Origin of the sequence: Mongoliitalea lutea, assembly GCF_014652135.1 — a bacterium.
In the GTDB taxonomy this organism is placed as follows: Bacteria; Bacteroidota; Bacteroidia; order Cytophagales; family Cyclobacteriaceae; genus Mongoliitalea; species Mongoliitalea lutea.
In genome coordinates this window covers 87,761-112,562 of record NZ_BMYF01000012.1, presented here as the reverse complement: position 1 = coordinate 112,562, position 24,802 = coordinate 87,761, and the positions used below count along the sequence as shown (strand labels likewise).

At 39.7% G+C, this 24,802-nt stretch carries 21 protein-coding genes; 5 read left to right on the top strand and 16 right to left on the bottom strand.

What is annotated here, in order from left to right; translation table 11 throughout:
• Position 1: 1 nt before the first annotated feature.
• The 3 genes from recJ to IE080_RS11065 all read right to left on the bottom strand — a co-directional run bounded on the left by recJ (position 2) and on the right by IE080_RS11065 (position 3,205).
• Positions 2-1,726 (bottom strand): single-stranded-DNA-specific exonuclease RecJ, encoded by a 1,725-nt coding sequence (recJ, locus tag IE080_RS11075; protein ID WP_189582157.1) that lies wholly within the window; start codon positions 1,724-1,726, stop codon positions 2-4.
• 136 nt (positions 1,727-1,862) lie between these two features.
• Positions 1,863-2,453 carry a YceI family protein gene (locus tag IE080_RS11070; RefSeq protein ID WP_189582154.1) on the bottom strand — a complete coding sequence of 197 codons (591 nt, stop codon included), beginning with the start codon at positions 2,451-2,453 and terminating at the stop codon, positions 1,863-1,865.
• 83 nt (positions 2,454-2,536) lie between these two features.
• The gene (locus tag IE080_RS11065) at positions 2,537-3,205 is read right to left on the bottom strand and encodes a class I SAM-dependent methyltransferase (protein WP_189582151.1); all 669 of its coding nucleotides are present in this window, start codon (positions 3,203-3,205) and stop codon (positions 2,537-2,539) included.
• 171 nt (positions 3,206-3,376) lie between these two features.
• On the opposite strand from IE080_RS11065, the gene IE080_RS11060 reads away from it, so the two are divergent.
• Positions 3,377-4,762 (top strand): exopolysaccharide biosynthesis polyprenyl glycosylphosphotransferase, encoded by a 1,386-nt coding sequence (locus tag IE080_RS11060; protein WP_229800592.1) that lies wholly within the window; start codon positions 3,377-3,379, stop codon positions 4,760-4,762.
• 67 nt (positions 4,763-4,829) lie between these two features.
• On the opposite strand, the gene IE080_RS11055 is transcribed toward IE080_RS11060, so the two are convergent.
• On the bottom strand, positions 4,830-5,741 hold the full coding sequence (locus IE080_RS11055) for a universal stress protein (RefSeq protein ID WP_189582148.1): 912 nt from the start codon (positions 5,739-5,741) through the stop codon (positions 4,830-4,832).
• 129 nt (positions 5,742-5,870) lie between these two features.
• Here IE080_RS11055 and IE080_RS11050 point away from each other — a divergent pair, with 129 nt between their 5' ends.
• Genes IE080_RS11050 through IE080_RS11040 form a run of 3 tightly spaced genes read left to right on the top strand, consistent with a single transcriptional unit; the run spans position 5,871 to position 8,388 of the window.
• A complete protein-coding gene (locus tag IE080_RS11050; RefSeq protein ID WP_189582145.1) occupies positions 5,871-6,440 on the top strand; it encodes a 2'-5' RNA ligase family protein in 570 nt (189 codons plus the stop codon).
• The gene (locus tag IE080_RS11045; protein WP_189582142.1) at positions 6,437-7,594 is read left to right on the top strand and encodes a glycosyltransferase family 4 protein; all 1,158 of its coding nucleotides are present in this window, start codon (positions 6,437-6,439) and stop codon (positions 7,592-7,594) included. Before IE080_RS11050 ends, IE080_RS11045 begins: the two co-directional genes overlap by 4 nt.
• A 5-nt stretch (positions 7,595-7,599) precedes the next feature.
• Positions 7,600-8,388, top strand: coding sequence for an FkbM family methyltransferase (locus IE080_RS11040; protein WP_189582139.1), 789 nt, complete (start codon positions 7,600-7,602; stop codon positions 8,386-8,388).
• On the opposite strand, the gene IE080_RS11035 is transcribed toward IE080_RS11040, so the two are convergent.
• The 11 genes from IE080_RS11035 to IE080_RS10985 form a co-directional block, all read right to left on the bottom strand.
• Complete coding sequence (locus tag IE080_RS11035) at positions 8,385-9,509, bottom strand: DUF1972 domain-containing protein (protein WP_189582136.1); 1,125 nt, start codon at positions 9,507-9,509, stop codon at positions 8,385-8,387. The two genes, IE080_RS11040 and IE080_RS11035, sit on opposite strands and share 4 nt — an antisense overlap.
• Positions 9,491-10,567: a glycosyltransferase family 4 protein gene (locus IE080_RS11030; RefSeq protein WP_229800591.1), complete on the bottom strand. Its 1,077-nt coding sequence runs from the start codon at positions 10,565-10,567 to the stop codon at positions 9,491-9,493. The genes IE080_RS11035 and IE080_RS11030 overlap by 19 nt, the downstream gene beginning before the upstream one ends.
• A gap of 70 nt (positions 10,568-10,637) precedes the next feature.
• The gene (locus tag IE080_RS11025) at positions 10,638-11,543 is read right to left on the bottom strand and encodes a class I SAM-dependent methyltransferase (protein WP_189582130.1); all 906 of its coding nucleotides are present in this window, start codon (positions 11,541-11,543) and stop codon (positions 10,638-10,640) included.
• 4 nt (positions 11,544-11,547) lie between these two features.
• A complete protein-coding gene (locus IE080_RS11020; protein WP_189582127.1) occupies positions 11,548-12,669 on the bottom strand; it encodes a glycosyltransferase family 4 protein in 1,122 nt (373 codons plus the stop codon).
• A complete protein-coding gene (locus tag IE080_RS11015; RefSeq protein WP_189582124.1) occupies positions 12,666-14,063 on the bottom strand; it encodes an O-antigen ligase family protein in 1,398 nt (465 codons plus the stop codon). Before IE080_RS11015 ends, IE080_RS11020 begins: the two co-directional genes overlap by 4 nt.
• Positions 14,054-14,992, bottom strand: coding sequence for a glycosyltransferase family 2 protein (locus tag IE080_RS11010; protein WP_189582121.1), 939 nt, complete (start codon positions 14,990-14,992; stop codon positions 14,054-14,056). Before IE080_RS11010 ends, IE080_RS11015 begins: the two co-directional genes overlap by 10 nt.
• On the bottom strand, positions 14,949-16,265 hold the full coding sequence (locus IE080_RS11005) for an oligosaccharide flippase family protein (RefSeq protein ID WP_189582118.1): 1,317 nt from the start codon (positions 16,263-16,265) through the stop codon (positions 14,949-14,951). The genes IE080_RS11010 and IE080_RS11005 overlap by 44 nt, the downstream gene beginning before the upstream one ends.
• An 18-nt stretch (positions 16,266-16,283) precedes the next feature.
• The gene (locus tag IE080_RS11000) at positions 16,284-17,351 is read right to left on the bottom strand and encodes a GumC domain-containing protein (protein WP_189582115.1); all 1,068 of its coding nucleotides are present in this window, start codon (positions 17,349-17,351) and stop codon (positions 16,284-16,286) included.
• A 1-nt stretch (position 17,352) separates the two neighbouring features.
• Complete coding sequence (locus IE080_RS10995) at positions 17,353-19,953, bottom strand: SLBB domain-containing protein (protein WP_308428170.1); 2,601 nt, start codon at positions 19,951-19,953, stop codon at positions 17,353-17,355.
• A 192-nt stretch (positions 19,954-20,145) separates the two neighbouring features.
• Entirely contained in the window at positions 20,146-21,156 is a 1,011-nt protein-coding gene (locus IE080_RS10990; protein WP_189582112.1) for a radical SAM/SPASM domain-containing protein, read from the bottom strand.
• Between the two features lies 1 nt (position 21,157).
• A complete protein-coding gene (locus IE080_RS10985; RefSeq protein ID WP_189582109.1) occupies positions 21,158-22,507 on the bottom strand; it encodes a fasciclin domain-containing protein in 1,350 nt (449 codons plus the stop codon).
• 122 nt (positions 22,508-22,629) lie between these two features.
• On the opposite strand from IE080_RS10985, the gene gldB reads away from it, so the two are divergent.
• Positions 22,630-23,625 carry a gliding motility lipoprotein GldB gene (gene gldB / locus IE080_RS10980; protein ID WP_189582106.1) on the top strand — a complete coding sequence of 332 codons (996 nt, stop codon included), beginning with the start codon at positions 22,630-22,632 and terminating at the stop codon, positions 23,623-23,625.
• On the opposite strand, the gene IE080_RS10975 is transcribed toward gldB, so the two are convergent.
• Positions 23,594-24,802, bottom strand: coding sequence for a glycosyltransferase family 4 protein (locus tag IE080_RS10975; RefSeq protein ID WP_189582103.1), 1,209 nt, complete (start codon positions 24,800-24,802; stop codon positions 23,594-23,596). The two genes, gldB and IE080_RS10975, sit on opposite strands and share 32 nt — an antisense overlap.

Here is a 24,802-nt window from a genome sequence, read left to right as displayed (position 1 = left end):
CTTAATCAAATTTGATGTCTTTTACATATAGCTGCAAGCTACTGTTGTTTCTAAAAGTATTTTCTCTGATCTCAAAAGCCAGATCAAATCTCATTTTTCTATTGAGCATTTTGTAAATAATTTCATCAGGATATACTGACTTATCCGCCATCCCAAAAGCTATACATACAGGCTTGGTGACCTGACCGTCCTGGACCACGTTGAACCGCAAATGCTTGTCTTTCAAAATCCGTACTTCTTCGGCATACACTTGAGAGACGGTGAAAATAGGCTCAGGGTTGCCCGGACCAAAAGGCGCCATCTGCTTTAAAATATTGTAAAACTTATAATTGATCTGATCCAACAAGATTTCATCGTCTATTTCCAATACAGGTTTCATGTGAATATCGGTAATCCTACTGGAAACTACCTCTTCAAACTTTGCTTGGAAAGCCATGACTTTATCCACAGACATGGTCAGACCAGCGGCATATTTATGCCCACCAAACTGCTCCAATAAATCACTACATTCAGCAATAGCTTCATAAATATCAAAGTCGTACACCGAGCGTGCTGATCCAGTAGCCTTGTTATTGGACTCTGTCAATATGATGGTAGGGCGGTAGTACTTTTCTATACAGCGGGAAGCAACAATTCCGATCACGCCCTTATGCCAATCCTCTTTGAAAAGGACCGTGGATTTCATTTCTCTCACCATTTCCATTTCTTCAATCATGGAAATAGCCTCTTTGGTGATGTTTTCATCAAAATTCTTCCGAGCTGCATTAACCGTATCCACAAGTTCGGCTCGTTGCATGGCATCATCCAAATTTTTGGAGAGTAGCAACTCTACGGAGGCTTTGGCATGTTCCAAACGACCCGAAGCATTGATTCGAGGACCAATTTTAAATACGATATCACCGATGCCCATCTCTTTTTCGATGTTACTCTTGATCATCAGAGCCTTGATTCCAGGGCGAGGATTATTGTTGAGACGCTCAAGTCCATAATAGGCTAAAATCCTGTTTTCCCCAGTGATTGGTACAATATCGGCAGCTATGCTGATGGCCAACAAATCCAAATAGCTCATAACTTCGGCCATTTCCAGATTATTGACCATACTAAATGCCTGAATCAACTTGAAGCCAACACCACAACCGCTTAGTTCTTTGTATGGATACGCACAATCTTTTCGCTTAGGATCTAGGATGGCAGCAGCAGCAGGGAGTTCATCTCCAGGCGTATGGTGGTCACAGATGATGAAATCTACCCCCAGTTCTTTGCCTAGGGCAACTTTTTGAATGGCTTTGATGCCACAGTCCAAGGAAACAATCAAGGTAAATCCATTCTCAGCTGCGTAGCGGACACCTCGCTCACTGATTCCATAGCCCTCTTTGTATCGATCAGGAATATAAAACTCCAATCTAGAGTAAAAGCGATTTAAGAAACCGTACATCAATGCCACCGAGGTCGTCCCATCTACATCGTAATCTCCATATACCAAAATCTTTTCCCTATTGGTAATAGCTTGCTGAAGCCTCTCTACAGCCCGATCCATGTCTTTCATCAAAAATGGATCATGGAGTTTATCTAGGTCAGGTCTAAAAAATTCTTTCGCCAATTGAAAATTATGCACTCCTCTATTGGCCAACATATTGGCCAAGGTCGGGTTGACATTGATATCTTTACTCAAGGCTTGAACGACCGACTCATCGGCTTTCTCTCGAATCATCCACTTATACTCCATAAGGCTAAATTACTAAACAATGGGGCTTTTTGATGTTTCGTTAACAATATTTTAAAAAAAAGAGTCCCCTTCGTTCCTAGTATAACGAAGGGGACTTACTTAAATGATTGATTTGGTACGAAAAGAATTTGTCCTATTAAGAAGCAGTTGCCACCAATCGTACTTCCAATTCAACATCATCATAAATCAATCGATCCGCCAAGTTTTCAAAATAATTTCCAGAGCGGTATTTAATGTCATACTTGGTACGATCGAAGAGAATGTTTGAGGTAGCAACCATTTTATTGCCTTGCATTTCTGCTTTGGCATTGAATGTAACAGGTTGTGTAATCCCTTTGATAGTCAAGTCAGCAGTCATTTGATAATCTTTACCATTGTTGGTTTTGGCATCTTTGATAACCATACTTGCTTTGTTGAACTTATCCACAGAAAAGAAATCATCTGATTTCAAATGGTCAGTAAGGCGTTTGTTGGAATTGGCATCCTTGATATCTTCTACCGTGATGCTCGTCATATCCATTTCAAATGAACCGCCTGTGATGCGGTTGTTCACAACCTGTAAATCAGCTTTGGAGATAGTTACTTTTCCAAAATGCTCACCAGTTACTTTCCTGCCCTTCCAAGTAACTGTGCTTTCAGATTTGGAAACAGTCATAGTTTCTACAGTTGGTCCTCCTGCAAAAAAAGCAGCCAAAAGCATGAGTACGGATGTCAATAGTGTTTTCATATGTAGGTTAGGTTTATGCTATCTTTAGACCATTAAACATCTCAAAACGTTTAAATTTCGAGTCTATATTTTTAAAATGGCCATCAGAGATTATGGGCGGTAAGGGACTTGTTTAGACCAAAAAATTTCTCCAGATAAATATTACTTCCGGGAAATAAATTCTTCATTTCAGCAAAAGAGAGCAGCCGTATTTCATCCAAGTATTGCTGTGCGTCAATTGAAGACCACCGCATCCCTCTACTTAATTTTGTTTTGGTCAATACCGCAAAGGTCCATGATTTTGGTATGTACTGAACGAATGGCAGCACATAGTGGGCCTCGATTGGAAAATGCTTGTTGGGAGTTTGGATAAAGTAGTACTTTCCCACCCGCATGCATTCCTTAGCCATCTTTAACTGATTTTCCCAAGTGTATAAATGCTCTATGACAGAATTCGAAAAAACTAAGTCAAAACTATCTGTATCAAATTCTGGCATTTGCGTAGCATCACCTGCAACACTCCTCATTCCTTTGGGTAAATTACTTTCTACTGTAATATTTAAAAGAGTGATTTCAATTCTACCGGATTGAAAGATATTTTTGTCTTCCCAAAAATAGGCTGTACCACCGACATCTAGAATGCTAATTTTTTTATTTTTGGCAAAATTTTTGTTCAAGAGATTTTCGAAATCAATAAACCTTTTGTTTCGAAGTTTATAACCCAAGGATTCTGGTTGATCTGAGGAAGCAAATAATGATTTAAAATAGTTCATATTATACAGCTAAGATAGCAATTACCTTAGTTCGTTATCAAATTTATTCCGACAAAATTAATAGAGCATTGGGATTCTTTCTTAATTTTACACACAATTTAAAATTTAGCTGTTTGATCGAAAAAAAGTATGAAAAATTAAATCCAATAATGGCTAATTTTTCGTATTTGCATGAATGATATTTTTATGGAAAAAAAGTTTGAAAAATACTTTCCTTGGTTTTTTGTAGTAGGCGACGTACTAGTAGTTATACTATCATTTTTCTTAACGGGCTATTTGCTTAAAGATTATGGGGCAGTTTCTCACCCAGAATTCTCTACATTTTCAATCTTTATAATGGTTTGGTTAGTAATTACCATTCTACGAAAAGATTATAGATTTGGAAGAACAAGCGAAGCTCAGCGCACGCTTAATAAGTTATTAGGTTCTTTAGTATGGTTTCTAGCAATAGTTGCTATAGTTTGGATGCCTGTATATTCAGATGCATTGCGTTTGGTATATTTCATAACTTTAGCCAGCTCGTTATTTTTACTTATCGGAGTTTACAGAACTGGAATTCATCTCATCTTAAGAAAAACCAGAGCATTTGGATTTAATCATAGAAAAGCTATCATCATAGGAAAGGGCAGTAGCAGTGCCAAACTTGAAAATGTGTTTAACCTTCGTAGGGATTTTGGAATTCAGTTTCTAGGTTATTATGATGACATATCCACTTGTGAACAGACAAAAGGCACAATTGCGGATTTTTTCGAGAATGCAAATAATTTGGATTTAGATGTAATTTACATTAATGAGAGTTTGAAAGAGAGTTTGGTTAGAAAAATCATCAATTTTGCTGATGATCATTACATTAAGGTAAAAATAATACCTGGGGGTAGCTTACAATTAGAAAAAAACCTTTCCTTTTCAAAATATGGTGATTTTTTTGTCATCAATGTCAATGAAATACCATTAGATAGTCTATTGAATCGTTTTTTCAAACGAAGCTTTGATATTGTTTTTTCACTTTTTGTAATGGTTTTCATTCTTAGTTGGTTGATTCCCTTAGTAGGGTTATTGATCAAACTTGAGTCGAAAGGGCCCGTATTTTTTATCCAAGAAAGAAATGGGGTGAACAATAAAGTATTCAAGTGTTTGAAGTTTCGTTCCATGACTCCAAACGATTATGCTGACACGCACCAAGCTACCAAAAATGATCCTAGAGTAACAAAAATAGGTGCTTTCCTTAGAAATACATCTTTAGATGAAATGCCTCAGTTTTTAAATGTTTTAGTAGGGGATATGTCAATTGTTGGACCAAGACCACATACTATCCCTATGAACAATGTTTTTAAGACCCAAATCGAAAAATATAATAGTCGACATAAGATCAAACCTGGAATTACAGGTCTAGCTCAAGTAAAAGGCTTTAGGGGGGAAATTGAAAATCCTTATCAAATCCGTTCACGCGTGAAACTTGATTATTTTTATATTCAAAATTGGTCTATTTGGATGGATTTAAGCATTTGTTTACGAACAATCTATGAACTTCTCCAAAATCGTGAAAATGCCTATTAAAAATTACTGATAACAAAAAGAAGCCCTTCAAATTATACATACTCGAAGGGCTTTTTAATTGAAACTTTTAGATTCTTGATAAAGCCTCTAAAAAGCCCATTGTTTCTCCTTTTTTCTTGACTATCAGCATAGGAACTTGATTGTTTTTTTGAACCAAGGTCTCTGCTACACTACCTAATAATACGGCTGCCGAACCTGTTCTTCCCCTACTTCCCATAATCACCAAATCAACTCCATGTTTTTTGCCCGTCTCGATGATCATTTCTGCTCTTCCCTTATTGGTTTTCAATTCAAATAAACATTCAATTGGTGCATGATTATTTTTCTTCAAAAAGTTTTGAAAATCCGCTTCCGCATGCTTTCTCATCAAGGTTGCGAATTCTTCAAAGGATTTACCGGTCTTGTAATAGCCAATAGGAACCTCATAAATATGCATGCCAACTACTTCTGCTCCCAACTCTTGTGAAACCCGTTCAGCAAATTGAAGTGTTAGAATAGAATGGGAGGAAAAATCCATTGGAATCAAAATCTTCTTAGGAACTGCCACATTGGTATCTTCTGTCAAAAACAGCACCGAGCATGGTGCCTTTTGAGCCATCGTTTTTGCCAAAGAGCCAGAGCCTTCCAAACGCTCTTTTCGACCCATGATTATCAGGTCAACATCCTTATTACTAGCTGTTTTCAAGACATTCATCATTGGTTTGCCTTCCATGATTATAATCTCGTATTCCAACTCAGCAGGGATGGGATACTTCTTTAAAGCCTGCTCAATCTCTTTATTTAAAGTTTCATCGACAGGAACTGCTAGATCTGGATAATTAGCTTTTATTTCATCGGGAATTATAAAATCCTTGGCTATATGAATGAAGTACAACTTCTTCAAGCCAAGCAAATCGGAAAGCGCAAAAACTTTTGGAAGGATAATTTCATCCATCTCTGATAAATCAAGGCCTATCATGGCCCTTTCAAAATTCTTCATATGCGGTTATTTCTGAATTCAGTCTCAAGTTACAAATTAAAAAAACATCCAAAAAAAGGAGATGCCTTTTTGTTTACTCCTCACTAAGAAAAACATTTCATCCTACAAAAACCAATATATTTGTGTCAAATGGCAAAATCATTCGCTAAGTACTTTATCGCATTAGTTCCTGAGGGTGTCATTCAGGAAAAAGCTACTGATTTAAAGGAGTTATTGAAGGAAAATTTTAATATCAAATATGCACTAAAATCTCCCGCACATATTACCATCAAAATGCCATTTCATTGGAATGAATTAAAAGAAGAGAAGCTCACCCGTTTACTTCAGGGCTTTTTTAAAGACAAAAGAGCTTTTCATCTTAAACTTTCTGGCTTCAATAAATTTGGCAGAAGAGTGATTTTCATTGATGTAGTCCCTACACCTGAACTATTGGAAATGCAACGATCGCTTGGGGAGTTTGCAAAAACTGAACTGAAACAACCAATTGAGCTTTCGGATAAATCTTTTCACCCGCACATGACAGTAGCATTTAAAGATATCAAAGTAGCTAAATTTGATGAGTATTGGCAATTCATCAAAAAGCAAGCTTTTGACCATGTATATCCAGTAAATTCCGTTGCTTTGCTCAAACGCATCGAGGGAAGATGGGTACTTATTCAAAGCTTTCCTTTACTGTCATTAGAAAATAATCCCACATGAGTAAATCCAAGATACGCGTAGGTTTTTTGACAGCTTTGGACCCTAATAACAAACGGTCATGGTCAGGCATTTATTTTCGAATGTTTCAAGCCCTACAAGAGGAATTTAACACCGTCATTGCGATTGGTCCGGTAAAGCTTGGGTTTGGACAGAAACTTTATCTAAAATTTAGGTATTTTTTCTTAAAGGTATTTCACAGGTTACGCTATGGAAAAAAGTACAACTTAGCTCATAACCAATTTCTTAGCAAGGTTCATGGAGACTATTTCACCAAAAAACTCCAAAATCTAAAAATAGATGTAGTTTTTGCACCAACTGGGTCCGTAGAAATCGCCTATCTTCAAACACTAGTACCCATTTGTTACTTCTCAGATGCGACTTTTGATTTGATTTGCCACTATTACGATGCTTTCAAAAATCTATCTCAAAAGTCAATAGAGGAGAGTAATGAGATTGAAAGGATAGCAATTCAAAAATCAAAAACTCAAGTTTTTTCTTCCCAATGGGCTATAGGTTCAGCTATCGAAAAATATCAAGCCAAAGATACCTATTTGGTAAAAATGGGGGCAAATATTGACCACAAACCAATCCTTCAGTCGAAAGAAAAAAACAATTCTGATCAATTCTCACTCTTATTTATCGGAATAGATTGGACTAGAAAAGGCGGACCTATCGTGATAGAAAGTTTAGATATCTTAGAAAAACGAGGCATTGAGTTTCAATTAACTGTAATTGGATGTACCCCCGATGTAAAGCGATCTTACATGAAAGTCATATCCTATTTGAACAAGAACAAAATAGAGGATGCCCAAGTACTGGAGAGGCACCTAAGTAAAGCAGATGTTTTATTTATGCCTACACGTGCTGATTGCACCCCAGTCGCATTTTGTGAAGCTAATGCTTATGGAGTCCCTGTAATTAGTACTTTCACAGGAGGGGTAGCGGATGTAATAGAAAATAAGGTTAATGGGATTTTATTGGAATATGATGCGTCTGCCGTAGCTTATGCTGATGAACTTGAACGCTTGATAAAGAACCCAGAAGAACTCAAAAAATTATCGACTTTTTCGAGAAAGAAATATGAAGAAGAGCTCAATTGGACAACATGGGCTAAACAAATGAAAAGAATACTTATCCACACTATAAACCATTAATTATCATGCCTTTTTTATCAGAGATAGTTGACAAATTTGTTTTCACATTTGGCGCACCACAACAGATTTTTTTGCGTAGGGTTAAAACATCAAAATTGATCCATTCATTTCAAAAAGAAGAAGGTGTCTATCTTATTCAAACTACCACCAACCCCCATCCAGTTTTTCTACGAGGTGGAAGTTCAAGCGATATTGAAGTATTTGAACAAATTTTTAATTTTCAGGAATACGCATCTATTTGTGTTCTTTTGAATGAAAACAATATAGCTGGTGCAATCTTGGATTTAGGTGCTAACATCGGACTTTCCTCTATATATTTTTCAAAACATGTGGATAACTCAACTGTTTTGGCTGTAGAACCTGATCCAAAAAACTTTGTGGTTTTAAGTAAAAACATAGCTAGTTATCCACAAATAAATGCACTCAAGTACTCCATTTCCCATAAAGAAAACTTACGATTTGCAATCAGCGATGATTTTCGAGATGGAAAAGATTGGTCAAAAACGGTAAAAGCTAACACACAAGGGGAGATTAAAGGAATCACCATTCCACAACTGATTGAGAAATACCGATTGACTGAGATAGCGTTGCTAAAAATGGACATTGAGGGTTATGAAAAGTATATCTTTGAAGAAGGTGACCTAGGGTTTTTATCTATTGTGAAAGTAATTGCTGTAGAAGTACATGAAGAGTTTATTAGCAAATCTTATATCTATGACAAATTAAAGTCCTTTGGGTTCATTGTTTGGGAATCTGGTGAGTTAGTTATAGGTCTAAAAGCTACTTTGGATTAACACTTATCCTGCTTTAACTCTAAAAAGACCTGTAAATACTGCTCCGTCACATAGTCCCAATTATATCGCTGCGTGAGTCCCAATCTGGCGGTTTCTCTTAGATGCTGCATCTCTTCCACGCTTTGCTCAGCTCTCGCTACAAGTTCCGCCACAGATTCTAGGTTTTTCTCAAAATACCATCCATGCTTTCCTTGCTGAAGCATTTCTTGATTAAATGGGGTATCCAATGCCAAAATTGCACAGCCATAACCCATGGCCTTCAACATCGCGGGGTTAGTCCCTCCATATTCGTGCCCGTGAAAGTATGCAAAGCAGTGATGGTACAAGGACTTCAATTCTTCCGGGTCTGTCACATATCCCGTAAATAACAGACGAGGGTCCTTCAGATTTTTCAAGCCCTCAGCGTAAGCATCTTGGAAAGGAACATCTCCCACAACGACCAATCTCCTTTGGGAGTTGGACTTCAAAAAACCTGAAATAATTAAGTCAGCATTATTGTCAGGCACTAATCTACCCACAATCAAAAAATAAGACTCAGGGGCTAAACTCCACTTTTTTAAAAGAGAGACATCAGCACCTTTGGATGGGTTTGCTCCATAGGCTATCACGGTGGAATCTGTTTGAAATTCTTCCAAGTACACTCTCCTCATTTCATCCGAATCATTGATGATGCGGTCATACCAACGAGTAGCCATGCGAGAGGACCATTTGAAATACTTCGAACCAAAACCTTTCCACTTGGGACGCAGCCATTCCAAGCCATCTACATTGATGGCAGTGGGTTTGCGGAAAAGTCTGGAGATAACTCCAAAAGGTCCATTACCACTATTGACAACAAAAATTACGTCCACATCTGAAAAACAGGCATGAACCATGGAAAGAAAAGAATGTGTCAATTGGGTCAAGCTTTTCTTTTCAATCGCAGGCAAATAAACCAAATGAATGCCATTGACTATGGAAGGCTTTTCTTTGAATAAAGCACTATGGCAGTAAACAGTCACTTGAACCCCTCTTTTTTGTAGGCGCTCACCTAATTCTCGAACCATCGTATCATATCCCCCATAAACATAGGGATAGCCTTTGGCTCCCAAAATGGCTACTTTCAATTGATCTGACTCCATAAAAATGCTTCTATTGATGTGGAAAACTTTTTATAGGAAAATGAGTCTAGCACTCTTTTTTGACCAGCCATGCCCATTTGAACCGCATGATCAGGGTTATCTAGTAATTTACTGAGGTACAAAACACCCTTTTCTTCATCTCCAACTGGAAAAATAAATCCTGTCTGATTGTGGAAAACCATTTCTCTTGCTCCTCCCGAATCTGAAGCTACCACAGGTAATCCTGCCGCCATCGCCTCCAATATTACGGTAGGAAAGGAATCTGGTAGGATAGAAGGAAGGACAAAGATATCCGAGGCTTTCAAAATGGCGGGGATATCTCTTCGAAAACCCAAATCCACCACATGATCAGACAATCCATGTTGCGCTATAAATGCATGTAACTCTTCCTGTATGTATTCATAGCCAGGATAGGGATCTCCTACCATCCAAAAAATCGTATTTGGATAAGTTTTGATCAATTGCTGAGCCATTTGTAGAAAAAATTGCTGCCCCTTACCGGGGTTAATTCTTCCCACCATGGTGATGACACGTTGATGATCCTGGACTCCCAAATGTGTCCTTAACTCCCTATTAGCGGTAGTAAATTCCCGATAATCCATCCCATTGTGGATAACTTTGGGATGTGCTACTTTCAAATGCGGCCTCCAATGTTGAGCCACTGCTTCGGATACAACCAAGGGTTGAGGGGTGCTTTGGTCCAATTGCCTAGCCAAAAACTTGATCAAAAACTCTGGGCCGGGTAAGATTTCATGAATATGCCATATATGTTTGATCCTTTTCTTCCGAGCAAAGATCGCCCCAATAATTACCGCCAAGGTATTGGAATAAATGAGTGCAATTTCTTCTTGCTGATGCAGTTCTTTCAAAAACTGATAGGCTTTCAGCAAGCGTTTTCCTCGGTTGATAATCCCCAATGGGGAGAAATATTTTCTACGAAGAATGCCCAAATTCATGATCCGCACATCCATCCCCAAAGATTCCATTTCTTCTCTCAAGGGCCCATCTCCTGGCAAAATTACCACTGTGGAAAAGCCCATTTTACGGACTATCTCCATTACGAAAATTAATATCTTGGATGCCCCGTAGAGCTCCGAAGAACTATGCAAAAAAACAATTGTACCCTTCTTATCCATGCTCCTTCTTCAAATACATCCTCAAAACTCCACCTTGCTTTGCTCCAACTGCCAATAACTCCCAGATCCATGCAACAGGCAATAATGCGGCTACCATCACCAGCGTGCCAAGCTTTTTCTTTCCTTTCAAATCAACGATAATATTGCCACGATAGCCCAATTTCCCCATAAGTGCACGCAGCATCCCCAAAACCCCCAAGTGCACTGAGTAATATTGGGTCTTTAAGGGAACCAATCCAATCTTTTGAAGTGCATCTGTCAAACTCTTTTCATTCCAATGAGTCAAGTGCTTAGGTATATCCCAATGCATCCAGCAATCTCCTGCAAGTTGGGCCTGCCAACTTGCAGCATTGGGAACTTCGATAACAAGAATTCCATCCTGCGCAAGATTAGAGTTGATCAATTCACTCAATAGCTTTATTGGCTCAGGTAAGTGCTCTAAGACATGCAGCAGTGTGATAACCTGATAGGACCCATCTAAAACCTTCCCTTGCTTGTAATATTCGTTGATAATTGCTAAACCATATTTTTCTGTCGCAAAATTAGCACGTGCTTGAGCGGTTTCAATACCCAAAGTAAGCCAACCATGTGCTTTTGCTTGGGCCAAAAACTGACCTTTTCCACACCCAAAATCCAAGACTGATAACTTGCCGGAAAGTCGCAGCAGCTGTTGAACTGTGTGGATAACTTTGCCGGCTTCTGAAAAAATAATACGTTCAAAGACAGATTTACGGTTATCCACAACTGCATAAACCTCATCTTCGTAAAGCACTTCTGCTTGAATATCATCGGAAAGATAGGTCCATTCAATCCCACAGGTATGGCAATGAACCTTAGCCAAATGCTTTGGGTCGTTAATGGGTTTTGTTGTACAATTGGGGCAATGCTGCTGCCTCATAGCATTAGTTGGTTAGTATCAATCGATAATAAGCATCTGCAAAAGCTTTTCGGCTGAAGACCTCTTTTCGGATCTTTCCTAGCTCAATCAATTGCTTCCGTAGTTCAGGGTTGCAATGCAAAGATTCCATTTTTTCTTTTAAATCCACAGCATTTCCTGTTTGATGTATCAAGGCAGCTCCGCCGGCGATTTCGACAAGTGCTTCCTGTGAAGAAATTAGAACCGGTGTATGTAAGCGCATAGACTCTATCACCGGAATACCAAACCCTTCATTTTGAGAGGGAAACACATAAGCTAAGGCATACTCATAAAGTGTCTTTGCAGCAGCATCGGAAATAAATCCAGGCAAAATCACCTTATTTTCTAACCCCTGTTCACGAATAGTTTCTTGCACAGTTTCCCAATCATCGACGGTTTTTCCCAATCCTCGCTCACCTGCTAATACTAATTTTGTTTCAGAAGAATTATCTCTTAAGAATTGCGCAAATGCATAAATTAGTAGCGGAAGATTTTTACGCTTATCAAAACTGCCTAAATGGAAAAAGTACCCATTTTTCTCCAAACCAAGCTGGGATAGAATATTTTTATCACCCTCGCCTTCATATAAATTAGGACATTGATAGATCACATGTGGTATTTGACCGATCAACGTATGTGTTTGAATAGCATTTTTGGCAACTTCTGAGGTTGTGATAACCACATCTTCTTTTTTCAATCCTGCATAAATCATGTGGATAAAGTACTTCCTCCACCAAGGGCTGTAATTTTGAGGCATTTGCCAAAAAAATGCATCGTGTATAACCGTAAAGTTTTTCTTACCTGTCAAAGCAGGTCCAACAAAATCAAAATTGATGATGCTTTCAGCACCTGAGGTCCAAGCTTTCCAAGGCAATAGGAACTGCTTCCATATAAAGTAGTACAAGTGATAATACAATGTTATCCACTTGGGCTGCTTTCCCCGAAAAAAATCATGTTGAGACTGTTGGTCAGGATCATGCGAAAAAATATACTCAATATCTGGATGTGGATAAGTATTGACAGAGGCTACAAATTCCAGCATATAGGTTTTGATTCCGGTCAATGCCGTATTCAAATAAAATAAATCCACATACACCTTTTTTTTCATGCAGCCACGGCTTTTGGGTAGCGAATTCGTTGAAATGCATTGACAGAATAACCAACCATCCACCAAGACATCCATGCTACATAGCTATACAGCTCGGCATTGGCCGTAAACAAAGGTAGCAAAAGGCCTACTTTCACCGCGGCACCAACAAAGGCAATTCGAGCTGTCATAATATTATCGGACTGTCGAAATACCTGAATGCATGTTTTGATACCATAAGCCAAAATCAAGATGTATAAAAACATCCCAATCCACCCTAATTGAACACCATAAATTAGGTATTGATTTTCTCCACCGACCCGAAACTCCTCATCGACAACCCCCACATTACCACTCATGGCTAAGCCAACGCCCAAAGGATTGGCTACCATGGACTCTAGGGCCAACAACCACTCTACCAAGTGCCCAACCGAAGAAGTGTTTTCGAAGGTAATCGTATCGACGACAAAAAAGTAAAAATCCTCAGTTGCGAAAAAAAGAACAAATCCCACAAAGGCGAAGAACAAAAAAGCACCAACCAAGATCAGGCGGTACAAGCGGAAAATCACGGCTATAAAGAAAATCATCACAAAAAAGGAAGCAAAAGCAGCCCTTGATGCTGAAAACAATAAGCTAGCAAACGACGCTCCCATCACAATCCCATACAATGTCCAATCTTCCCGCTTACTTGTCAAATACCAAATCAATCCTGCCGAAAAGCCCAATAAAACTGAACTTGCCAATTCTAAAGGATCTGCAAAAAATGATGCAAAGCGTCTACCGGTCGATTGGGTTTCAAAAGTCCATGCCAATCCGTAATTTCCAGAAGGTTCCATTTCTCGGACCTCTGAAAAATATAAAGCAAAACCTGTATGGGATTGTAAGTGTGTAGCGGCTAGCTTTTCACCCACATTTACCAAAAAGGCGAGTATTGCTATAGTAAAAATACCTCTGAACAAATCGTTTGTATCGCTTTTGTCAAATTCCGTATTTCTCGCCAAAAAATACACCAAAGCAGGCATGAGCATGTTTTTAAAATACACCGCCTTGCTGACAGGATCGGCTTCACCGAGTGGTAAAAGCATGTACAAGAATCCCATACCAATAAAAGCTAAAAACAGGATATCCACTTTGTGCAGACGAAAAGGATACTGAAAGAGACTTTTTTGATAAAAAACAAAGCTTAGCACTGCTGTAAACAGCACCAATTCCTTCAGATACTGAAAAACATTTACAATCAATACAGATCTCGTAGGCATATACACAAGCCCCAAACCCGTTACATAAAAAGGTAAATAGTATAACACAAAAAATATGGCATATTCATATTTTCCCTCCAATACGATCTTTCGCATCACCCAAGTAGTGAGGATGACGGTTAACACAGCGATCAGAAGAAAAACGATCAAGGACATAACGGCTTATTAATACGATGATCCAATAGCAAGCCATCTCTCATTCCTCGAATCACTGATTTGGCCTTTTGGAATCTACCTCGAAGACAAAAATAAGCTATCCAACCAAAATACTTAGTCACATGATAGACAAAAGCCAAAGGAAGCGCAGGAAAGTTTAAATGTCTTCGAAGCAAAAACAATTGGTTTCTCGCATGTAGGTAAAATACTGTTGGGCTGAGTGTCCCTTCTTTACTTTTTTTCTTGGAAGAGGCATTGCCCTCATGATAAATGATGCTATCCTGCGCTAATAATATTTGAAAACCTGCCTTTCGGACTCTTAAAGACCAATCCACATCTTCAAAATATGCAAAAAATGAAGCTTGCAATGTTCCAACTTCACGAATTACTTGGCTAGGTAGTAAGATGCAGCATCCGGTTGCCCAATCCAAAGGAGCAGATGAAAATGGAAAGGATTCCAAAGGTTTTCTATCCCCTAGCGTATTGGAAACTCCCAGCCATTTTTGAAAGTTACCTCCTGCGCTCCAGATTTTTTTAGGATCTTCCATCAGTAGGATCAAGGGTTGTACCATTCCTATGGGTGCGTCATTGTAGGCTTTAGCTACTAAATGTTGAAGAAAATCAGCTTCCACAAGAGTATCGTTATTCAATAGCATGACATAGTCAAAACCTTTTGCAAGTGCGTAATCAATTCCCACATTATTGCCCCCAGTAAAACCTAGGTTTTGTTCATTTTGGAGGAAAATAACCGAGGGAAACTCCTCTTTTAGACGTACACCAGAATTGTCCTCGGATGCATTATCCACAAGTAAAACCTGGAAATTGGAATAATTGAGCTTTGCCAGGGAATCCAAACAGTTCCGTGAATGCTCATAGCCATTCCAATTAAGAATGATGATCGCGACGGAAGATTCGTTGAGCAAAGGCATGTACTAAAGATTGATTACGAGAATAAATAAGGTAGGAATAAACGATAAAAATAATAATTTCCGAAGATAGTAAGGCGTAACAAAGGCCAATACCACCATACTTTGCAGTTAAAAGAGATGCAACAACTATCATGTATGCACACATTAACCATGATGCTTTGAATAACAACTCCTTTTGATTGGCTACAAAAAGAATAACTCCATTAATTATATTTAATGATGCAAGAAAGGGTATAAATGATAAAATTTTAAGATAATTAATAGACTCTTCCAGACGATTTTTGGCCAATAACTCTACAATGAATCCAGCAGAGAAAAACGTCAGTGTAGAAACCATCAATGCCAAGCCTATACCAATAACATAGGTTTTAGACACAAATTTGATAAATGCTTCCTGATCTGCTTGAAACAGCCTTGAAGCATTGGGATAAACTGCCTGTATTATTAATGTTGGCAATAACCTCAGCACCATAGTAATCTTCTCAGCCAAGCTAAACATCCCTAAGGTGGTCTCATTGCCAAAGAAACTCAGAATAATCAAGCCTCCGTTGACAGAAATATGACCCGCAATATTGGATAAAAATAGGTAGACATTATCTCTAAGAGATTCCCATATCGCTTTTACTCTAGGCCAAAAAAAGTGGATATCCATAGCATAGCGCATGTAAAACAATAGAAACACATTTAGTAGCAGAGCTGAGGAACCTAAGATAAAATTCACCCATTTGGCATGTTCTGGCGCTTGTATAAATACCACAATCCCAAATAAGAAAAGCAGCTTGCTAAAAATATTGGTAACGGATATCAACTTCATTTTCTCCATTCCCTGAAAAAACCATAAAGGCAATATTGCCTCTGAGAATAACAATACCGTAGAAAACATGAGGATTTCTTTGTAGTCCTTAAAAAAATTGAACGCATAAGCAGCAATCCATAAGGAGAGAGCTGTAACAGCAGCTAGGGCCAATCGAGTAAACAGTATCTGAGAGGCTATGCTCGATAATTTTTTTGTTTGGTCCTGAAAAATTGCCACTTCTCGTGGGGCACTGATATTGAATCCAAAGCCCACGATAATATTGGTAAAAATGATGACTGATAAAGCCAAGTTCACCAAACCAAACTGATCTACACCAATCGAACGAAGCAATAAAGGCATAGACATGATGGATATCAACATGTTGGATGCTTGAATCATCACCAGAAAAATAAAATTCTGAATGGATTTATTGCGGATATATGACCCTACGGGAAAAGAAGAGAGTTTCTCCAGCATGCTTATTCGTTATCGGGTTCATCCATGCTGCATATGCAATTCATAGATTTTACGCACATAAAGCAAAATGAAGACCAGAAATACGGCAATCAGGCCCCCAAACACAATTCCCTTACTCATTTTCAACTCCGAACGCGGAATCGGATAGCGGGCTTCATCTACCAATTGGATCAAAGGGGAGTTATTCCGGTGATTAACTTTTGCAATCTCAAGATTCTTCACCACTTCTGCATAGATGGCGGAAGTAGCCTGTATATCAATTTGCCTTTTCCTACCCTCCACAGTTCCAGCCTGCATCAGGGGATTAGCATTGGGAACACGGTCAGAGAAAGAGGCATATTGAACCAAGTTATCATCTAATATTTTGCGAACAGAATCCGCCTGAACTTGGAGGATTTGAAGGTTTTCAGCTGTTTTTTTGGTTTTGGTTTCAAAGTAGAAACTATTAACATTTTCAACCAAGCGCTCATTGAATACCTTAGCAAACTTTTCGTCCTTGGAGGAAACATTCACCTGGATAATAGTAAGTTTCCGGTTGGGTTTTTCTACAGATAACTGCCTGTCGCGAATCATCTTGGAAATCACCTTCACCACAGAATCCTGCTGAATAGAAAAAGACTCTCTTGGAATTCGAAAATCCAACTGGGTAAGGTCAACTTTCTTTTTCCACTTGGGTACCAATTCATTGAAGTCAATAAACCGATCAATGAGTAAGTGCTCCTCATCAAAAGGACTGAGTAGCGTCTTACCAAGCATATTATCCGACTTATATAGCTCCATGATGTTATCTCCCTGAAACAGGCCAGAAGAACCCCCTAAGGAACCAAGATTTACCCCAACTAAGGAAGCAAGACCAGACATCTGCCCAAGGCCTGATACATCAGACTCTTCCAAAACAAAGGAGGTACTCGCATGAAAGACAGGTTTTTTGATCATAGAAGCAACAGCTCCTAAAGAAGCTCCAATAATTCCAGCTAAAATCAACAGTTTCCATTGACTGATAAAATAAGCAATCCAAAACTGGAAGCGTAGGATCAATTCCCGAAAGGTAATTTTATCGTCTACAAAATGATTATTGCTCGCCATATCATGGATTGATTTGAGTGACAACCAAGACTAATGTAGCCAAACCTGTGGCGATACCTACCAATTCACCCGGCCTTACAGGTACGCGTGGTCCTTTGGTCGGCACGATAATTTCGGCTCCTGGACGCACCTGTGGATATGCTCGGATACCCAAGAAATTCTTGGTTCGGGCCACTTCACCATTGGCATATACCACATAGGTTCGTTTTCTATTGGCTCTAATATCAAAGCCTCCAGCTCTGTTAATATAATAACTTGCTCCACGATCACTTTGATATCTGACAGTGGCAGGATATACCACATCCCCTCGCATTCGTACCGTTTGCAATTGCTTCGGAATAGACAAAATATCTCCTTCCTCCAAAATCAAATCCACATCCGAATAGGGATTACGCATAATTGCAGCCAAATCAATTGCCACAGCTTCCGTTTGTCTAATTCGGATAGGCGCAATATCCGCTTTGGTTTCTGTAATCGACGTGATGGATTCACGCTTAGATTCCGCTGCTCTACTGCCCTCTGTCAAGTCCACAGGTCTATTGCCCAAATCTCTAAATAGACGATCTATCAATAATTCCTGCGCCTCAGTATTGTTAGGGTCTGCAAGCAAGCGGTCTTGTAAATCCTGTAGATTACGGTTCCTTCGAATTTGCTCGGACTCTGTTTCAAAAAACTCCGTTCGACGGATCAAAGTAGCTCCCTTAGCATAAGCAAAGGGCGTTAAGCCTCCCGCTCTTCTCACCAAATCTGAGATACGCTCTTCAGCTGACTGTACTGCAAAGTATCCCGGTGAATTTACCTGACCTTCTACTTGTACAACCTTATCCAAATTAAAATTAGGCTTTCTTCTGACAATCACCCGATCAAATGGCTTTAACATTTCACCATCAGGAGCTATCGAAAGATTAGGTGAAACTTGAACCTGTATGAGGTCAGCAAAAGTACCTGAGCCAGTTTGCTCTGATCGACGGGCAATTTCTACCGCATTCAAATTTGCAGCTTCTCGTAGACCACCGGCCATCAATATCAATTCTTCCACACTCATGTGCTTGGAGTAGGGATAAGTTCCGGGGGTTTTTACCTCCCCATTGATCTGCACATAAAACTCATCCTGCAAATCATAAACAGAGGAAATTCTGACTACATCCTCTCTTTTCAATTGGATATCGGGAGCAGTTCCAGCCATGACACCTTGCAGGTCTACAGTCAATACTTCTGTACTCAAGTCATCAAATGTCCGCAAAATACTTGCCCTGCCTATAAAAGCATCACCTCTCAGTCCGTCAGCCAAGCTAATCAGTTGCTTCAAGGTCATACCTTCCTGAAGAGCAAAATTACCTTCTCTAAATACAGCACCTTTGATTTGCACCCGGTTTTGGTACCTTGCCAGTATTCTTCCCACTTCATATTCATCACCACCTTTGGCTATGAACATGCTCAGTTGATTCGAAAATATATCAGATACGGCACGCTCTTTTTCTGAAATTCTGCTGACAGCTATTCTGTCTTTATACGCTTCATCTGTAAACCCACCGGCAAACCTCAACACATCCTCAAAAGTCTCTCCATCCTTGATTTCAAAAATCTTTGGTCGCTTAACCTCACCTTTGACCTGGACTCTAGCTAAAAATGGCTCAACCAAGACCACATCCTGATCTTGTAACTGAAAATCAAGGTTTGCTTTGCCATTCACCAAAAACTCATAAATATCAATCCCAGCAACTAGCTTCCCATTCCGCATCACCTTGATATTTCGGAACGTGCCATTTTCGCTGGGGCCACCCGCAGCATATAAGGCATTGAAAACTGAAGAAAATGCGCTGAGGGTGAATGTACCCGGCAACCGCAACTCCCCAACCAAATGAACCTTGATGGTACGGACATTTCCAAGCGTGATTTGTAGAAAAGTATTGGGGTTACTTCCTCGTAAACCCGTATAAAAATTAGCTACCCTATTTCTGATAATACCCGTAGCTTCTTCAATAGATTTTCCCGAAACACTGATAGGGCCTATATTATCCAACAAAACAAAGCCATCCGGATTTACAGTAGCTTCGTAATACTGCTCTGATTGCCCATAAATATCTACGTAAATCATATCTCCTGGACCCAAAATATAGGATTTTGGTGTAGGTAGATTGATATTCGGCTCAAAAGTCAATTTGCGGTTTCGATTGTAAAACAGATCCATTCCGAAAATAGGCGATGAAACCGACTCCGCTGTCAACCCGTCGATATCTTCTTGAAACCTGAATAGACCTTGCGAGATTTCATTAAAATCCATTTGTCTACGTGGGTCTCTTTTGGATGCTGATGCACCTGTTCTCACAGAACCAGCGCCATCTAACTGCTCTAAGCGCTTACGTAATTTATCCAATTCAGCTACTGGTACACCCCGAAGTCTGGCCATTTGAAGTAATTGAGCTTCTGAAAGGCCTGCCTCAGATGCCCTGCGGATAAGTTCCTGCAACTGATCATCTGATAATTCATCCACTTTGATATTAGCAATGTCATTCATGGACTGAGCTTGCAGTGCTTGAGGGGTCAGCAAACTGAAAGCAATCAAAAATAGCAAGGAGAGTAATAATTTATTCAAATGCATGAAAGTATAAATTCTATCGATCCATCAGATGGTTGCTACTTTTTCAGGACAAACCAAAGAAAAAGCGTTTCAGAATCCAGTTTAAAGCCAAATTCCGAAAAAAACCTCTTAAAACAGCCGTAAATATAAAGATAAGCCTGCATACTTGGTCAAAAATGCCTCTTTATCTTGGAAATGTACATGAACCTTTGATTATTCGGTACAATTGCTACAAATCTCTATCTGTGTCCGGTCTGCCAACAACTGTCCTCTGAAAGCCTGATACGGAGCATTCCTCCAAATGGATGCCAAAGAGTTTTCTTTCACAGATCCAAAAACATGTGAAGCATCTTTATCAAAACAACAGGGGACCACGCGACCATCCCAAGTGATGACCGAGCCTTGCCACATTCTCCAACATTTATTTTCGGGTTGTTTTTTTAATTTCCACTTTCCCTTCCCATCAGGTATATATCTGGAATATTCCAAATTGGTGGGAATAAGGGGAGAGCCATCTTCGTAATTATAAATTTGCGTGGACTTTAGCTGCAGCTCGTCCACCTCCAAGTTTTCACACCATTCCTGTAGCGCAGGAATCTGATGTTCATTGACCCCAGTTACCAAAAATTGAAGAATAACATAGGGATAGCGAAGGTTTCGCTCATTTCTGGTTTGAATCAACCGACGGATTCCTTCCTCAACTTTAGCAAGTTTTCCTCCTACACGGTAGTTTTCGTAAATCTCTTGGGTAATCCCATCCACAGAAACAATCAACTGCCGCAACCCTGATTGAAGTGTTTTAGCCACATTGGCCTGCGTCAGGTAGTGGGCATTTGTAGAGGTTGCTGTATAAACCCCGTAGGTATGGGCAATTTCAATTAATTTGGTAAAATGAGGATGCAAAAAAGGCTCGCCCTGAAAATACAGATGGAGGTAATGCAGATGTTGATGATTTTCTTGAATGATTTTTTCAAACAAGCCAATAGCTATCATTCCTGTGGGACGGGTAAAACTCCTCAAGCCACTTGGACATTCCGGGCAGCGGAGATTACAACTTGTCGTTGGCTCAATGGATAAGGTTGCGGGTCTTCCCCACATGATAGGTCTCTGAAGCAATCGAGAAACTTGAAAAGAAAGATAGAGTTGAATAAGATTCCATATTTTGGAAAAGCTTAAATGCTGCCAATAGCCCAACCATTGAATTCTTTTCTTTGACAATTGCATACTACTCCGGGATAAGCACTTGATCTATTCCATGGATAACTCCATTTTGAGCCAAAATATTGCGCTTGTTGGGAATAAGTAAAGCTCCATTGATCCTGTTCTCTGCTAAGTTAACCAAGACTGATTCCCCTTCCAATAAGGTTAGAATATTGGATGCTTCCCGTAGGTCGGGTGTAAAAATGCGCTCATCTATCACATGATACAACAAAACCGAAGTGAGTGTCTCTAAGGGAATATCTTCCACTGTTGACAGGTTTAGCTCTTCCAATAAGGCCTCAAATGCTTCATCCGTTGGAGCAAAAACAGTCAAATTATCCTCAAATCTTCCCTGGAAAGCTTCCAAAAGTCCTGCATGAAGAATTGCTCTTCGAAGTAAGGTAAACTCGGGATTAGCGGCTGTTGCGCTTGAATCTAAAACTTCCGCAATATTTTGTAAAGGCCTTGTAATCACCTGATCTATTTCATGGATAATTCCATTGTCCGCAGTCAAATTGGTACGGACTATACGACTGGTACCGTTCAAGAAAAAGTTTCCGTTAGGCGCTTGGCTAAAATAGAGAGGTGTATCCGTCAGGGTATTCCGCTGTCCCCGCTGGAAAGCAGAAGATTGCAAAAGACCTGGTATTACATGATATCCTATAATGGATTGCAACTGTGGAGAACTTAGGAACTCTTCAATAGTGATATTATTGGCCGCCAAGTAGGCGTTAATAGCCGTATTGGTAGGCACCATGACGGTAAATGGTCCACCTTGTACGAGCTGATCTTCCAACCCTGCCGCTACCACTGCCGCAATAAATGCCGTGTAGCCATTATCCTGCGCCACATCTAAGAGCGTATTGGTGGGAGGGATCATCATCCGGTCGATCACATGCATCACGCCATTTCTCGCATCAATATTGGTTGAGGTAACTTGGTATTCCCCATTCAAAATCACAGCGGAACCCTCCACACGGATATTCAATGTAAATCCTGGGAGAAGTGTCTCCCTAGAACCCGTATTCAGTTGGGCTCTTAAATTCCTCCCGGGTATCAAATGATACAATAACACTGCTTGCAGAAAATCTACAGGAACCATGTTAATGGATGGTACACCCAATTCCTGCAAAGTCTGCTGCATGGCCGCATTATCAGGAGCAAATAAGGTAATCGGACCAACAGCTCGCAAAGCTGAATCAAGGCCTGCACGAATTACAGCTGTCCGCAACAATGAAAATTCGGGATCAACTTCGATGATTTCCCAAAGTGAGCCTTCCTGACTTGGCGGTAGGTCTTCATTATAGCATGAAAAAAGCATACTAATAACCAAGAAAAGTCCCGTTAAACGAATAATGGCAGCGGAAAAACGCATGAACATGATCTATTACCCAATGGTTGAAGGTAACAAATCTCGTGAGAAAATTGTACACTCCTAAACTTATTGCTGATTTATCATCGTTAAAGTGTAGATTTGAAGGCAAAAACCACAAAAACATGAGAAAAACTTGGATTTGGGCATTGTTTTTTTTCTTACTCTTTTCCTGTAGGCAAGGACAGAAATCCTGTGAACTTGATCCAGAAATTTTGGCTGTCAAGCCTTCTATCACAATAGAGCGCTTGGAAGATGCCTTTTTTCAGGCAACAGATGAAGCCGAAATGCTATACCTTTTGGAAGATCATCCTTTATTTGCCGAAAAATATTTATTAGCCAATACTTACGATTCCAAAGAAGAGTTAGCTGCCGAATTATGGATGATTCATCAGGATTCCTTGATGATGGAATTGTTTGAGGAAGTGCAACAGGAGTTTGGAGACATTCAGGAATTGGAAAGGGAATTGGAAAATGCATTTGCATACATCAGTTACTATTTCCCCGAATTCAAAATACCAAAAGTGTACACCTTTGTAAGTGGTTTTAGCTCGGATTTAGTAGTTACAGATGACCTTTTGGTTATTGGTTTGGATTATTATTTACCTTTTACCCACAGATTCCAACCACCTGATTTGCCCCAATATATCAGTAAACGCTATCAAAAAGAATACATCCTTCCAAACATTGTCACAGCGATTTCTTCCTTTTTCAACGAGACAGATATGAGTCAAAACTCCCTTTTGGCCGAAATGATTTTTTATGGAAAGGCCTACCATTTTACCAAAAGTGTGTTGCCTTGTACATCAGATGATTACATCATTGGCTACACAGCAGAGGAAGTTGCAGCTTGCTGGGCAAATGAGGAGTTTATTTGGGCACATTTTGTAGAGAATGATTTATTCTTTGAAACCAATCCCTTTGAAATCAGGAAATATACAGGAGAGGCCCCTTTCACGGATGAAATCAGCCCCGATGCACCTGGAAGAATCGGACGTTGGCTTGGGTGGAATATCGTAGACGATTACCGCTTCAACAATAAGTTATCCTTACCTGACCTCATGCGTGAATCTGACAAGAACAAGATTTTCAGGCAGTCCGGATATAAGCCTCGTCGTTGATAGCAGCTGGGAACTGTTGCGGGTCCAAGACATGCAGGACCTTCGCCACTGCGACATCCGAATTAAAATAGGACTCAGCCAACTGCCGGGCATTTCTTTGCATATCCTTGAGCAAAGTAGGATTTTGGGCTAATTCTTCCAGTTGTTGGATAGTCTTGTTCACATTGGAGGTATCGTGGTACAAACCTAATTTCTGACTTTTGACCAACTCCCATACCCATCCCTTTTGATTGATCAAGATAGCTTTACCCATGGCCAAGGCGTCAAAAAATTTGTTGGGACTATTGGTTTTGAATACTGGTAATCGCTCAAACGAAATAAATGCCATATCCGCACAGGTCATCAGTTCCTGCACCTGTAGCTTGGAACCAAAGGAGAAGAAACGAACATTTGTCAAGTTATGATTGATAGCTTGTTGTTTGAGAGAATTTAACTCGGAACCTTCACCCATAATCAGAAATTGATACGGCTTACGGGAGGCTAATTCCACTAACTCATGTAAAGCATTTACTTTACCAATGGCCCCTGCATAGATGATGGTCAATCGATCCTGCAATTCAAACTTTTGAAGAATCTCAGGAGCTTTAGGGGCTATCTGAAAAATGGATAAATCTGCAAAATTGGGGATAATCGAAACTTCAGCTGTTGGTACTTTGCTTCGGATAGCATTGGCTATTCCTGGAGACAGCGCTACAATCTTCAGTGCCTGCCTGTAAATTTTTTTCTCCAAGGCCCACAGGTACCTTTTCAAAAGGGCATTTTTGATAACACCCACTTGAATAGGCGCATCCGGCCAAAGATCTCTTACTTCAAAGATGTAGGGGATAGCTAATTTCTGTTTGGCCCATAAACCAATCAAGCCAGTCGTCAGCGGAGTAGAGGTGACATACAAATAGTCCGGACGAGGAAGCTTGGAGATCAACTTTTTGGCTTGACGAACAAACCCTAAAAACGCCCAAACTCGCTTAAAGAAGCCCATTTTTTGAGAATACTCCACTGGGAGGTAATGTACCTTGATCCCATCTATGATTTTAAAATCATAAAAATCTTCCGCGTGAGTGGTGATCATTTCCACATCCAAACCATGCTGCACCATACCTTTGGCAAGATGGTAGGAGCGAGTAGCCCCACCTTGTTTGGGCGTAACAAAATATTGGTGAATGTAGAAAATACGCAT